Source organism: Mesorhizobium sp. WSM4809 (assembly GCF_055811655.1).
Map to the genome: position 1 here is coordinate 1 of NZ_JBVVQW010000031.1, position 13,814 is coordinate 13,814.

At 63.1% G+C, this 13,814-nt stretch carries 11 protein-coding genes; 3 read left to right on the forward strand and 8 right to left on the reverse strand.

All coding sequences use genetic code 11. The features are described from left to right. Positions 1 to 135: 135 nt before the first annotated feature. From preA to AC0L24_RS32745, 3 genes are all read right to left on the reverse strand, one after another. A complete protein-coding gene (gene preA / locus AC0L24_RS32735; RefSeq protein ID WP_027035003.1) occupies positions 136 to 1,449 on the reverse strand; it encodes an NAD-dependent dihydropyrimidine dehydrogenase subunit PreA in 1,314 nt (437 codons plus the stop codon). A gap of 2 nt (positions 1,450 to 1,451) precedes the next feature. Continuing rightward, positions 1,452 to 2,816 (reverse strand): NAD(P)-dependent oxidoreductase, encoded by a 1,365-nt coding sequence (locus AC0L24_RS32740; RefSeq protein WP_127272618.1) that lies wholly within the window; start codon positions 2,814 to 2,816, stop codon positions 1,452 to 1,454. Between the two features lie 176 nt (positions 2,817 to 2,992). After that, positions 2,993 to 3,676 (reverse strand): gamma-glutamylcyclotransferase, encoded by a 684-nt coding sequence (locus AC0L24_RS32745; protein WP_127397545.1) that lies wholly within the window; start codon positions 3,674 to 3,676, stop codon positions 2,993 to 2,995. A gap of 165 nt (positions 3,677 to 3,841) precedes the next feature. Between AC0L24_RS32745 and AC0L24_RS32750 the strand changes: the two genes are divergently transcribed. Continuing rightward, complete coding sequence (locus AC0L24_RS32750) at positions 3,842 to 4,618, forward strand: VOC family protein (protein ID WP_127809955.1); 777 nt, start codon at positions 3,842 to 3,844, stop codon at positions 4,616 to 4,618. 82 nt (positions 4,619 to 4,700) lie between these two features. On the opposite strand, the gene AC0L24_RS32755 is transcribed toward AC0L24_RS32750, so the two are convergent. Next, on the reverse strand, positions 4,701 to 5,189 hold the full coding sequence (locus AC0L24_RS32755) for a hypothetical protein (protein WP_127399239.1): 489 nt from the start codon (positions 5,187 to 5,189) through the stop codon (positions 4,701 to 4,703). Positions 5,190 to 5,386: 197 nt separating this feature from the next. On the opposite strand from AC0L24_RS32755, the gene AC0L24_RS32760 reads away from it, so the two are divergent. Beyond that, complete coding sequence (locus tag AC0L24_RS32760) at positions 5,387 to 5,779, forward strand: DoxX family protein (protein ID WP_292696450.1); 393 nt, start codon at positions 5,387 to 5,389, stop codon at positions 5,777 to 5,779. 113 nt (positions 5,780 to 5,892) lie between these two features. Here the strand turns inward: AC0L24_RS32760 and AC0L24_RS32765 are convergent, their stop codons facing one another. Then, positions 5,893 to 8,319, reverse strand: coding sequence for a GcvT family protein (locus AC0L24_RS32765; protein ID WP_292634690.1), 2,427 nt, complete (start codon positions 8,317 to 8,319; stop codon positions 5,893 to 5,895). A 57-nt stretch (positions 8,320 to 8,376) separates the two neighbouring features. Beyond that, a complete protein-coding gene (locus AC0L24_RS32770; RefSeq protein WP_145967487.1) occupies positions 8,377 to 9,915 on the reverse strand; it encodes a trimethylamine methyltransferase family protein in 1,539 nt (512 codons plus the stop codon). A 216-nt stretch (positions 9,916 to 10,131) separates the two neighbouring features. On the opposite strand from AC0L24_RS32770, the gene AC0L24_RS32775 reads away from it, so the two are divergent. Then, positions 10,132 to 10,722, forward strand: a complete 591-nt coding sequence (locus AC0L24_RS32775; protein WP_127396143.1) for a transglycosylase SLT domain-containing protein — start codon at positions 10,132 to 10,134, stop codon at positions 10,720 to 10,722. 392 nt (positions 10,723 to 11,114) lie between these two features. Here the strand turns inward: AC0L24_RS32775 and AC0L24_RS32780 are convergent, their stop codons facing one another. Next, positions 11,115 to 11,333 (reverse strand): CopG family transcriptional regulator, encoded by a 219-nt coding sequence (locus AC0L24_RS32780; RefSeq protein ID WP_127270554.1) that lies wholly within the window; start codon positions 11,331 to 11,333, stop codon positions 11,115 to 11,117. A 71-nt stretch (positions 11,334 to 11,404) separates the two neighbouring features. After that, complete coding sequence (locus AC0L24_RS32785; RefSeq protein ID WP_127396144.1) at positions 11,405 to 13,753, reverse strand: dipeptide ABC transporter ATP-binding protein; 2,349 nt, start codon at positions 13,751 to 13,753, stop codon at positions 11,405 to 11,407. Between the last annotated feature and the right edge of the window lie 61 nt (positions 13,754 to 13,814).

A 13,814-nucleotide genomic window follows, 5' to 3' on the forward strand; every position in this document is an offset into this window, starting at 1 on the left:
AAGAAAACTGTCACCCATCTAATCAGTCCATTCTGTTACCTATCTATCCGGTTCGGACACCGGCACCTTCTCCCCGTCACTATACGGGGAGAAGAGAAGCTGCTGCGCCCTCGGCGCTCTTCTCGTGACGTGTCCCTATTCCGCAGCCACCTTGGCCATCGGATTGTTCGGGTGGGTCGTCCAGTTGGCATAGACAGGCGACACCGGCCTGCCGGTGCGCTGGTCCATCACGCCGGCTGCCAGGGGCTCCATGGTGATGCAGTTCTCGACCGGGCAGACATTGACGCAGAGATTACAGCCGACGCATTCGGCCTCGATCACCTCGAAGTGCCTGACGCCGTCGACCATGCTGGTGATCGCCTGGTGCGAAGTGTCCTCGCAGGCGATGTGGCAGCGGCCGCATTTGATGCAGGCATCCTGGTCGATACGCGCCTTGGCGACGTAGTTCAGGTTGAGATACTGCCAATCGGTCACATTGGGCGTGGCGCGGCCGACGATGTCGTTGAGCGAGGCGTGCCCCTTCTCGTCCATCCAGTTTTCGAGGCCCGCAATCATTTCCTGCACGATCTTGAAGCCATAGGTCATCGCCGCCGTGCACACCTGCACATTGCCGGCGCCGAGCGCCATGAATTCGGCCGCGTCACGCCAGGTGGTGATGCCGCCGATGCCGGAGATCGGCAGGCCGCGGGTTTCGGGATCGCGCGCGATCTCGGCCACCATGTTCATGGCGATCGGCTTCACCGCCGGGCCGCAATAGCCGCCATGCGAGCCCTTGCCGTCGATTGTCGGCTGCGGCGCGAAGCTGTCGAGGTCGACACCGGTGATCGAGTTGATGGTGTTGATCAGCGACACCGCGTCGGTGCCGCCGGCATGTGCCGCCCGTGCGGGCTTGCGCACATCGGTGATGTTGGGCGTCAGCTTGGTGATGACGGGCATGCGGGTGTTCTGCTTGCACCAGCGCACCACCATTTCGATATATTCCGGCACCTGGCCGACAGCCGCGCCCATGCCGCGCTCCGACATGCCGTGCGGGCAGCCGAAATTCAGCTCGATACCGTCGGCCTCGGTCTCCTCGACCACCGGCAGGATCGCCTTCCAGGCCTCCTCGACGCAAGGCACCATCAGCGAGACGACGATGGCGCGGTCGGGCCAGTCCTTCTTGACCTGCTTGATCTCGCGCAAATTGACCTGCAGGTCGCGGTCGGTGATCAGCTCGATGTTGTTGAGGCCGAGCAGTCGGCGGTCGGCGCCCCAGATCGCGCCATAGCGCGGGCCGTTGACGTTGACCACCGGTGGGCCTTCCTCGCCCAGCGTCTTCCACACCACGCCGCCCCAGCCGGCCTTGAAGGCGCGGATGACGTTGTAGGCCTTGTCGGTCGGCGGCGCCGAGGCAAGCCAGAACGGATTGGGCGACTTGATGCCGACGAAATTGTTTCTGATATCAGCCATGCTCATGCCCTCCCGTTCGAGGTCAGTGCCCGATTGATGCTCTCCGCAGCGTCGCGGCCCTGCGCGACCGCCGAGACGGTGAGGTCGTCGCCACCGAAGATGCAGTCGCCGCCGGCCCAGACCCTGGCAAGCGACGTGCGCCCTTCCGCATCCACCTTGATGCGGCCGGCTTCAAGATCGATCGATGCACCGCTGCCGTTGAGGGCTGCCGGCACAAAACTCTGTCCGATCGCCTTGAACACCTGGTCGGCAACGAGCGTCAGCGTCTCGCCGGTGCCGGCAAGCCTGTCGCCATTCATGGCGGTGTATTCGAGTTCGATGCCCGACACTTTGCCGCCCTCGGCGATCACCCGCTTCGGCTGCAGCCAGTGGCGGATGGTGACGCCATTGGCGGCGGCCAGATCCTGCTCGAACTCGGACGCATTCATGTGCTCCTGGCCGCGCCGGTAGCAGATCGTCACCTCCTCGGCGCCGAGCAGCTTCGACTGCACGGCCGCGTCGATGGCCGTCATGCCGCCACCGATGACGACGACGCGGCGGCCAACCGGCAGGCCGGAAAGGTCGCTGGCCTGGCGCAGCTCGGCAATGAACTCGACCGCGTTGATGACGCCGTCGGCGTCCTCGCCATCGGCACGCAGCGCATTGACGCCGCCAAGGCCCATGCCGAGAAACACCGCATCGTAATTGCGGATCAGATCCGACAGCTGATAGTCGCGGCCGAGGGCCTTGCCGTTCTGGATGTCGATGCCGCCGATCGCGGTCACGTAGTCGACTTCGGCCTGGGCGAAATCGTCGACACTCTTGTAGGCGGCGATGCCGTATTCGTTGAGGCCACCGGCCTTCGCGCGCGCCTCCAGAATGGTCACGTCATGGCCGTGGCGGGCGAGCCGGTGCGCGGCGGCAAGGCCGGCCGGCCCGGCGCCGACCACGGCGACAGTCTTGCCGGTTGGCTCGGCGCGCGGATAAAACTGCTTGTTCTCGCTCATGGCGACATCGGTGGCATAGCGCTGCAGGCGGCCGATCTGCACCGGCTTGCCTTCCGCCACTTCGCGCACGCAGACTTCTTCGCACAGCGTTTCGGTCGGGCAGACGCGGGCGCACATGCCGCCCAATATGTTCTGGTCGAAGATGGTCTTGGCCGAACCGATCGGATTGCCGGTCGAGATCTGGCGGATGAACAGCGGAATGTCGATCGAGGTCGGGCATGCGTTCATGCACGGCGCGTCGTAGCAGAAATAACAGCGATCGGATTCGACCAGCGCCTCGTGGTGATCGAGCGGCGGATGCAGGTCGGAAAAATTATCCGCATACTGGTCGGCCGAGAGCCTGCCGCCCGCAATGCCTTCCCTGAATTGGCCTTCTGGCATCGTCAGTTCCCCCATGTTTTCTTTTGGGGAAGGCTAGCACGTTTTATTTTTTTATCAATTGGTCAATTTTCGGCGCAAGTCTCTGAAAAGGCTGGATAATAACATGATTTTTTTACTCATGTTATCGGAGGCCGAGGCTGCTTTTACAGTGCGAGCGAATGGCCGGGTTCAAGCTTTCAGCCATGAATGGTCTTGACCTCCTCTGCGACCAGCTGCTGCAGTCGCCACAGATTGCGGTCATGGATGCCGAACGCCTCGAGGTGGCTGACCGTGTTGTAGAGATATTCGGCGCCGGATCCGATATGCCCGCAGGCTCTGGCCAGCACGCTCGCCACTCTGTCCAACGGCTGGTTCAGCGACGTTCCCCTGCCCTTCACGCCGACCCAGAAGCCGAGCGCGCGCAGCTTACCTTGCGGCGTATGGACCGGCAGCCAGCGGACCGTCTCGATGCTTTCGTGGTCGCTGATCTCGCGCCGCAGCAGCCTTTCGATCTGCGCCGGCTTCTCGCCCTCCGGCAAGCGATAGATCACGCCGTTGCAGCGTCCGCCCCGCTCGAGCGCCATCATCAATCCAGGCTGCTCGGCGCTGCCGCGCCACCGCACCATGTCGAGGCAGAAGGACCGGTGCCAGCCAAAGGCCGTGGCGAGTTGTTGCTCAACCGACTCGAATTCCGGCTTCCAGATCAGCGACCCATAGGCGAACACCCATAGTGGTCCCTCATCGGCTTCATTGGACAGCCGCAAGGCAAGGTCTCGAAAGTCCTCGTCGTTCATGTCTGTCCAGCTCGGGTCCGGGCCGGGATCGGCCTCCTCCCGATGGCACAGTGCGACAAGCTCGGGCGTGAGCGACATCAAGCGCATGAACGACAACTCTTCATAGCCGTAGAGAAATCGAAAACCGCTGGGTGCGCAACCAGGGAACGCTTGGCACACACACCCATTGTTTTCCGGGCGGTGTCGGATTCCCGTCGTGAGGATCGTCCTATGATGGACGACGATCACGTATGAAAGGTGAGGAGACCGAAAATGCCAAAAGCCCCGATGCCCTTCTTCTGGTACGAATTGATGACATCAGATCTCGATGCCGCCGAGGCATTCTACACCCAAGTCATCGGCTGGACGGCGCAGCCCTTCGACAAGGCGCCCGGCATGCCGCGCTATGTCGTCATGAATGTCGGCGAACGTGGCGTCGGCGGCCTGATGACCTTGCCTGAGGATGCCGCTAAGATGGGTATGCCGCCCGCCTGGCTTGGCTATATCCACACCAGGGATGCCGACGCTGCCACGGCATCGCTGGAGAAAGCCGGCGGCACCGTTCACCGCCAGCCCGACGACATTCCGGGCGTCGGCCGCTTTGCCGTCGTCGCCGATCCGCAAGGCGCGACCTTCATGTTCCTGCAGCCGAACGGTCCCGACCAGCCTGTCGTGCCGGCCGGCACGCCGGGCCACATCGGCTGGCACGAGCTTTATACGAGCGACTGGAAAGCCGCGTTCGATTTCTATTCCGAGCAGTTCGGCTGGGTCGACGCCGGCGATTTCGACATGGGCCCGATGGGCACTTACCAGACCTTTACAGCCGGCCCCGAATCCGGCGGCGGCATCATGAACAAGCCCGAGCAGATTCCGGTCCCGGTCTGGCAGTTCTATTTCAATGTTCCGGCCATCGATGCGGCGGCCAAACGGGTGACCGACAATGGCGGCAAGATCCTGATGGGGCCGATGGAGGTCCCGGGCGGCAGCTGGATCGTCCAATGCCAGGACCCGCAGGGCGCGCATTTCGCCTTGATGGCGCCGGTCCGCTGACCGCGATCGAACATCGCTGAAACAAAGCGCGGGCTTTCATCGGACTACCGATGAAGGCCTCTATCCCCTGCCTGGCGCCGTCTCATTCCGGCGCCAGCACCGCGACCTTCAGCTCAGCTTTTTTCGCGCCGCTGAACTGGACGGTGGCCGGGCCCGGTGCAAGCTTGAAGCGCACGCTCTTGCGGATGCCAGGGCATGTTTTCACGCCACTATAGCCCGCCGACTTGATGGCCTGGCCGTCCTGGATGACATCGATCCAGGCCTCGCCCGAGAGACTTATCTGGATGGCTCCCTCGGATGGCACCTCCACGCTGGCGACGGCGCCAAACGTGTCCGATGCCGGCGCACGTTCCGGCGCTACCGCAAAACCGGCTTTCTCTACCGGCACCAGCGCCAGGTCCGCAGCCGCACCAACCGCCAGCGCCGCTCCGGACGGCGTTGCCGGTGCTGCGGCAAACAGGGTCTGCTCCCGCGTCACCGGCCACTTGAACGCCTCACAGCCGGCGTCCTCGGCCATGGCGAAGCTGGTGCCTGCGAGGATCGCGAAAAGGCTGATGACGACTTTTTTCATGGCAAAGGCCCCCACACATTCAGGATTGTTGTACACGCATCAATACAACCATAGAGATATTAATGCAACCTTGGCGAGAAAAATTTAATGGCAATTGGGAACATCCCAATCACCGATTGTTGACGGCAGGCCATACGAAGTGAATGGTCATTCCTGGGCGATAATCTATGGCCGGGCGGATTGAAAATGGAGTCATTATGAAGCTTTTCGAAAGCCTCTCCAGATACCAGCCGCAGGCGCTCGGCGTGTTGCGCATCATGACCGCGCTGCAGTTCATCGAGCATGGCAGCCAGAAACTGTTCAACCTCCCCGTCAGCGCCGATCCCCACGCCCTTTCCGGGCTGACCATGACCGCCGGCATCCTCGAATTCGCCGGCGGCATCCTGCTGGCGCTCGGCCTGTTCACGCGGCCCGTAGCCTTCCTTCTGGCCGGCGAAATGGCGATCGCCTATTTCATGGCGCACATGCCGCGCGACTTCTTCCCGGTCAACAATGGCGGCGATTCGGCGATCTCGTTCTGCTTCATCTTCCTCTATCTGGTGTTTGCCGGCGCCGGCGCCTTCGCGCTGGACAACCGCCGCAGCGCCTGACGCCCAGAAGAAGGGGCGTGACTAGTGCATGTCACCCAAAAGTGCCCAGCGGTTTTGGGACAACGACATGCACAAAACAGGTGCCTGAAGCGCATCGGCGAAGCCGAAGCGCTTCAGGCACGCATCCGTTCGAAATTGGCGTCGAACAGCGGCACCGCCTGCATGCGTGCCGTATGGCGCTTGCCCAGCAGCTCGATTTCGAAGCCGTCGCTCTCATCGGCGATCTCCTTCGGCACATAGCCGACGGCGACGGACTTCTTCGAATGATGTGCATAGCCGCCCGACGTCACCCAGCCGCGCACGGCGCCATCGAACCAGATCGGCTCGTCGCCAATGACATCGGCATCGTCGGCATCGACGATAAAGGCGCGCAGGCGCAATTTGCCGCCCTGCCTGCGCTCGGCCAGCGCCGCGGCCTTGCCGATGAAATCGGCGTCCTTGCCGTAAGCAACGAAGCGGTCGAGCCCCGCTTCCAGCGGCCCGTAGATCGGCCGGTACTCGCGCCCCCATGAGCCGTAATTCTTGTCCAGCCGCAGCGCATTGAGCGCGCGCGAGCCGAACAGGCCGATGCCGAATTCCTCGCCCGCCGCCATCAGCGCTTGATAAGCGGCGCGCTGATATTCCGGCGCCACCCAGATCTCGTAGCCGAGATCGCCGGTATAGCTCACACGGCCGACCAGGCACGGCGCCATGCCGATATCCATCCGGCCAATGGCCATGAAGGAAAATGCCGCATTGGAGACATCCGAGCGCGTGGCCTTTGCCAGCACATCCCTCGCCTTCGGGCCGGCGATCGACAGGCCGGTGAGCTTCGCGCCCAGCGCCTCGATGCGGACCGATCCGTCGTCAGGCAGATGCTTCTCGAACCAGCGCATATGGTATTGCTCGGCGATGCCGGAGCCGGCGAGGAACCAGCCGTCCTCCCCGAGATTGGCCAGCGTGAAGTCGCCGATCAGCCTGCCGTCCTGCTTCAGCATCGGCGCCAGCGTCATGCGGCCGGGTTTCGGCAGTTTGCAGGCAAGCATCCGGTCGAGCCAGGCCGACGCTCCCTCGCCCGTCGCCTTGTATTTGGCGAAGCTCGAAATCTCGGACAGGCCGACGCTGTCGCGTACCGTCGCGACCTCCTTGGCGACCTGCGTAAAGTCGCTCGAGCGGCGCCACGAGAATTCGTCCTTGACGCCTTCCGGTGCGTACCACAGCGGCACTTCCAACCCATAGGCAACGCCCCATTGCGCACCCCCAGCAGACAGCAGATCATAGATCGGCGTCGTCTTCAGCGGCCGCCCGGCTGGCAGCTCCTCATTGGGGAAGCGGATCGAAAAGCGCCTGGAATAATTCTCGCGCACCTTGGCGTTGGTATAGGCCATCGTCGCCCAGTCGCCGTAGCGCGCGACATCCATCGCCCAGATGTCGGCGCCGGGATCGCCCTCGATCATCCAGTTCGACAAAGCGAGGCCGACGCCGCCGCCTTGCGAAAAACCGGCCATGACACCGCAGGCGACCCAGAAGCCCGGCAGGCCACGCACCGGCCCGACCAGCGGGTTGCCGTCCGGCGCAAAGGTGAAAGGCCCGTTGATGATCTGCTTGATGCCGGTGTTCTGGAAGGCGGGGAAATGGCGGAAGCCGACCTCCAGCGACGGCGCGATGCGGTCGATGTCCGGCTCCAGCAATTCATGGCCGAAATTCCATGGCGTCTGGTATTCGGACCACGGCTTGTTGGCCTTCTCATAGGTGCCCATCAGCATGCCGCCGCGCTCCTGGCGCAGGTAAAGCTCGCCGTCGAAATCGACCGCATGGATGATCTCGGTGCCGGTCTTGGCGTTCCAGGCGGCGACCTCAGGCATGTCCTCGGTGATCAGGTACATGTGCTCCATGGCAAGCACCGGCAGTTCCAGACCAACCATGCGGCCGACCTCGCGCGCCCACAGGCCGCCGGCATTGACGACATGCTCGGCCACCACCTCGCCCTTGTTGGTGATGACGCGCCACAACCCGTCAGGACGCCGCACGATGTCCTCGACCTTGGTGAAGCGCTCCACTTCCGCCCCAAGTTTCCGCGCGGCCTTGGCATAGGCATGGGTAACGCCTGAGGGATCGAGATGGCCGTCCTCCTTGTTCCTGACGGCGCCGACGAACTGCTTGGGATCGAGCAGCGGCATCAGCTGGGCCGCTTCGTTGGGCGAGATCTCCTCGAGCTCGATGCCGAGATAACGGCCCTTGGCGACGACGCCGCGCAGCCAGTCCAGCCGCGCCTCGGTTGCCGCCAAAAGCACGCCACCGGTCAGATGCACGCCGGTCGCCTGGCCGGAAAGCTCCTCGATCTCCTTGTAGAGGTTGATCGTGTATTTCTGCAGCTTGGCGACGTTGGGGTCGCCGTTGATGGTGTGCATGCCGCCGGCCGCGTGCCAGGTCGAGCCGGACGTCAATTCGTCGCGCTCCAGCAGGACAACATCGGTCCAGCCGTGGCGGGCGAGATGGAACAGCACGGAGCACCCGACGACGCCACCGCCAATGACCACGACCTTTGCATGCGATTTCATGAGTTTTGCTCTGTTATCAGTGAGTTGGATGGGTGAGTGGATTCAAGCTGGGAACGATCACGGCTCGCCCTGCCCGATCGCTTCCTTGCGCCTGGCCATGTAAGCCTCCAGCGCCTCGCGCACGGCGATATCCATCACCGGCTCGACATAGTCTTCCAGCGCCTTCTTCCACAGCCGCGTCGCGCGCGCCGTCGCGTCGAGCCCACCGGCTTCCTGCCAGGCCTCGTAATTCTGCCAGTTGGACAGCATCGGCTGGTAGAAGGCGGTGGCGTAGCGCTCCAGCGTGTGCGGTTCGCCGAAGAAATGGCCGCCGGTCGGCACCGCGCCCAGAGCCTCGACGGCAAGCTCCGCCTCATTGACCTCGATCGGGCGCAAGAACTCCATCATGTGCTGGATCATCTCGACGTCGATGATCAGCTTCTCGAACGACGCCGTCAGCCCGCCCTCCTGCCAGCCAGCGGCGTGGTAGACGAGGTTGCCGTGGCCAAGCACCGCGCCCCACAGCGCCATCAGCGTCTCATAGGCGCCCTGTGCATCGGCGGCGTTGGAAGCCGAGCCCGGCGTCGTGCGGTAGGGCAGCCCGTAGCGCCGCGCCAGTTGCCCCGATGCAATGTTGGCCTTGGTGTTCTCAGGCGTGCCGAAGGCCGGCGCGCCGGACTTCATGTCGACATTGGAGGTGAAGGCGCCGTACATCACCGGCGCGCCCGGACGGACAAGCTGCGTCAGCACGACGCCGAACAGCGCCTCGGCATTCTGCTGCGCCAGCGCGCCGGCCAGCGTAACCGGGCTCATCGCCCCCATCAGCGTGAACGGCGTCACCGCCACCGACTGGCCGAACTCGGCCATGGTCATCAGTCCTTCGGCCATCATCTCGTCGAAGCGGCGCGGCGAGTTGACCGAGATGATCGTGGTGATGCCGGGATCGTCGCGCAACTGGTCGAGGGTCAGCCCCCGCGAAATCGCCATCATCTCGATGCCGTCAAGCGCCCTGCCCCGGCCGATCGCCGAGACGTGGAAACTCTTGTCGGTCAGCGTCAGGTTGGTGAAGTAGGTGTCGAGATGGCGGGAATTGGCCGGCAGTTCGACCGGTGCGCAGACCTGGTTGCCCAGCATGTGGATGCAGTTGAAATGCTGCGCCAGCCGGGTCAGATCCGCATAGTCGCGCAAATTGCCGGCGCGGCGGCCGCGCTCCATATCGTGCACATTCGGCGGCCCGGCAACGAGCGTGAAATTGATGGTGTTGCCGCCCAGATGAACCGCGTTGGCCGGATTGCGCGGCGTCAACACATAGCTGGACTGCGTGGTCTTCAGCACGTCTTCGATCAGGCCGCGATCGATGCGGACATTCGCCGATGCATGATCGACCCTGGCGCCAGCCTTCTCGAACAGCGACAGCGCCCGCGGGCTCATCACCTCGATGCCGAAATTCTCCAATATGTGCATCGACGCCTGGTGGATCTGCTCGATCTGGTCGGGCGACAGCATGGTCATTGGCGGATAGGGATTTGTCACCCGCCTGAGCGGCAGTTGCGGGATGGCCGACGGGCCCCTGTTGCTGGTGCGCTCGGCGCCGCGTTTGCGTCTTGGTTCGTTCATGCCCGGCATCAAAGCCCCGGCAAACCGGGCAAGCTGTCAGAAATACGCCGTTTGCGGGCGTGATTTTAGCCACGGCGGCATTTCTGTAATATCTATTTAGAGAAAGCGACGAAATACGTCGGATTACTGACACAAATTCCCTCAAGCGACTGCTTGGGCGAAGCGTTAACGGACGCTGCAAGATTCCCTTTATGATTTCGGCCTATTGCTGCGCCAATGCGTAGTTCGAGTTTTAGTAAAATTGGTGCGGTTTGCGTGCTGCTGGCGCTTTCGGCCTGCGCCACGCCGCCCAGCCACATCAACAATGTCTGTGCCGTCTTCGACCAGAATGACGGCTGGTTCGACAACTGGCAGTCGGCCGCCGAGCGCACACAGCAGAAATACGGCATCCCCGTTCCCGTGCTGATGGCGACGGTCCGCAAGGAATCCGGTTTCAAGAGCAATGCAAGGCCGCCGCGCACCAAGCTGCTCGGTTTCATTCCGTGGAAGCATGTCTCGTCGGCCACCGGCTTTTCGCAGGCGCTGGACGGCACCTGGTCGCAATATCAGCGCGAGACCGGCAACTGGGCGGCCCGGCGAACGAAATTCGCCGACGCCGTCGACTTTGTCGGCTGGTATCATTCCAAAACGGCAGACACGTATGGCGTCGCCCGCAACGACACCTACAACCTCTATCTCGCCTACTATCTCGGCTGGACCGCCTATGGCCGCGGCAACCGGGGCGATGCCGGCGTCCAGGGCTATGCCCAGGCCACCGACAAGATGGCGCGGGACTATGCGCAGCAACTGAGCGAGTGCGGCAACTGAACTAATTCCGGGCATGAGCATTTCAACCACCCGCTGATGGACGGCATGCCTTGCCGACTAGCGGTAAACGCTCATCGCTTCGTCATCCACGGGCGGAGCAAGGAGCGCAGCGACGCAGCGCAGACCCCTGGAGCTGCTCCGCAGCCCAAGGGATCCATGCCGCGACTTCAAATCGCCGCCGCGGGCAGAAATTGTGCTCCGCTGCGCCCTCGGCTGAGGTCGCGGCATGGATCCCAGGGTCTCCGCGACGGAGCTTCGCTCCTGCTACGCCCTAGGATGACGAAGTTTGGGGAGGCTCCAGCCAATCCCGAATGCCAGCGATGGTCCACCGAGGGAAGACATCTTGCTGCCGACAGATCCCCAACCCTGCCAGATCCTCTGTTCCAGCGCGGCTAGTCGCGAAGCGCATTGACCGTTTCGAGATCGACCATCGGCCCGCCGGGCCGCGACGAAAGCAAGGGAATGCCGTTACGCTCACCGCCCGCCTGCGGCGGACGCAGCGAACGGCGAACCAGATCGGAAATGACTTCGCCCACACTGCGATCCTGCTGCCGCGCCATAGCTTTGGCGGCAAGAAGGACATCGTCATCGATTGCAAGTGTCGTTCTCACAATTCGCCCTCCCTCCAAGCATCAAACATCACGCATCACATGGCGCAGCATATGAAATTGCGTGATGCCGGTCAGTTCGGTTTCCTGGGCTTGCTCGGCTTTGGAGAACGGCCGGTTTCCGAAACCTCGTCGCGGACCTCGTGACGGCGGGCTTTCGAAACGGCTTCGGCCTCCTCGGCAGCCTGCCCCACCGCATCGGCTGCCGCGCTGCCCGTCTTGCCGCGCGGACGTTTTGGCGGCGTGCCGGCAAAACCGGGGCCATCGCCGTGCGGCGCGTCATCCGGCACGCCTTCGTGCGCGGCGTGTTCCTTGTCGAACTTGATCACCGGCTCCATCTTGGCCAGCACGTCGTCGGAGAGCCAGCACAGGCTCATATGGCCGCCGCCGAGATGCTTGACCGGTGGCACCTTGGTCTCGCAAAGATTGTCAGGCACCAGCTTCTTGTAGCCGCAGCGGGTCTGGAACGGGCAGCCGGACGGTGGGTTCATCGCCGAGGGAATGTCGCCCTCCAGCACGATGTGCCGCTTGACCACGCTGGTGTCAGCGATCGGGATCGCCGACAGCAGTGCCTCGGTATAGGGATGGTAGGGCGGCGCGAAGATCTGGTCGGTCGTGCCTTGCTCGACAATATAGCCGAGATACATGACCACGACGCGGTCGGCGATGTAGCGCACGACCGACAGATCATGGCTGATGAACAGCATTGTCGTCTTGTTCTTGCGCTGGATGTCCATCAGCAGTTCGGTCACCGCCGCCTGCACCGAAACGTCGAGCGCCGACACCGGCTCGTCGGCCACCACCACCTTGGCGTCACCGGCAAAGGCGCGCGCCACGCCGATGCGCTGCTTTTGGCCGCCCGATAGCTGGCGCGGCTTGCGGGTTTCGAATGCCCGCGGCAGCTTCACCAGGTCGAGCAGTTCCAGCATGCGCTTGCGGCGATCGGCAACCGTTTTGCCGACGTTGAACTTCTCCAGCGTGCGGATGATCTGCGAACCGACCGAATGGCTGGGATTGAGCGTGTCGAACGGATTCTGGAACACCATCTGGATCGACGACACCGTGTCGACGCTCCGTTTCTCGATGCCGGTCGACTGGATTTCCGTGTTGCCCAGCGTCACCGTGCCGGCACTTGCCGTCTCCAGCCCGAGCAGCACCTTGGCCAGCGTCGACTTTCCGCAGCCGGATTCGCCCACGATGGCAACCGTCTCGGATTCGCGCGCCATGAACGAGATCGTCTCGTTGGCCTTGACGACGCGGCCCTCGCTCGAGCCGAACACCTCGTTGCCGCCGACCCTGTAGTATTTTCTGAGGTCCTCGATCTTGAGCACCGGCGCACCGGGCACGACGCGCTCATTGACCTTCTTGGCGCCGGGCGGCAGCGCCTCCCAGTCGATCTCATTGAAGCGCACGCAGCGCGAGAAATGGCCTTCGTGACCAGCGACCTCGATCATCGGGATTTCGGCGGCGTTGCAGACGCCCTCGACGAAATGGTGGCAGCGCGGGCCGAAATTGCAGCCCTTGGGCCGCTCGTGCGGCAGCGGCAGTTGGCCGGGAATCGAGATCAGCGGCCGTGAGTTCTTGTCGGCGCCCGGCAGCGGGATCGAGCGGAACAGCCCTTGCGTATAGGGATGGCGCATCCGGTCGAACACATCCTTGATCTTGCCCGTCTCGACCGCTTCACCCGAATACATCACCGTGATGCGGTCGCAGGTTTCGAGGATCAGGCCGAGATTATGCGACACGAAAATCATCGAGGTGCCGAACTTCTCGCCCAGCCCCTTGACCAGATCGACGATGCCGGCCTCCACCGTCACGTCGAGCGCCGTCGTCGGTTCGTCGAGCAAAAGCAGCGCCGGCTTCGACAGCAGCGCCATGGCGATGACGATACGCTGCTGCTGGCCGCCCGAAAGCTGGTGCGGATAGGAGCGCATCATGCGCTCGGGATCGGGCAGCTTGACCGAGCGCACCATTTCGATCGCGCGCTTATAGGCCTCTTCCTTCGACACCTTGTCGTGGATCAGCGGCACTTCCATCAACTGCTGCCCGACTTTCATCGCCGGATTCAGGCTGGCCATCGGCTCCTGGTAGATCATCGCGATCTTGTTGCCGCGAATGGAGCGCAACTCCTCGTCGGAGAGCTCGCCCATGTCCTTGCCCTGGAACTTGATCTTGCCGCCGACGATCTTCCCGATGTTGGAGAGGTCGCGCATGATGCCGAGCGACACGGTCGACTTGCCGCAGCCGGATTCGCCGACGATGCCCATCGCCTCGCCCGGCATGACGGTGCAGGAAAAATCCATGACCGCCGGAATCTCGCCCTTGCGGGTGAAGAAGGAGATCGACAGGTTCTCGATCTCGATGATCGGCGCGTTGGCCGGCCCATTGGTTGGCGTGGCGGGATTTCGAACTGCCTCGTTCATGGGTCGCTCCAATCCTGGTTCTTCTAGGCCTGTTTCTCTCAGGCGCATCGGGTCGAAACCC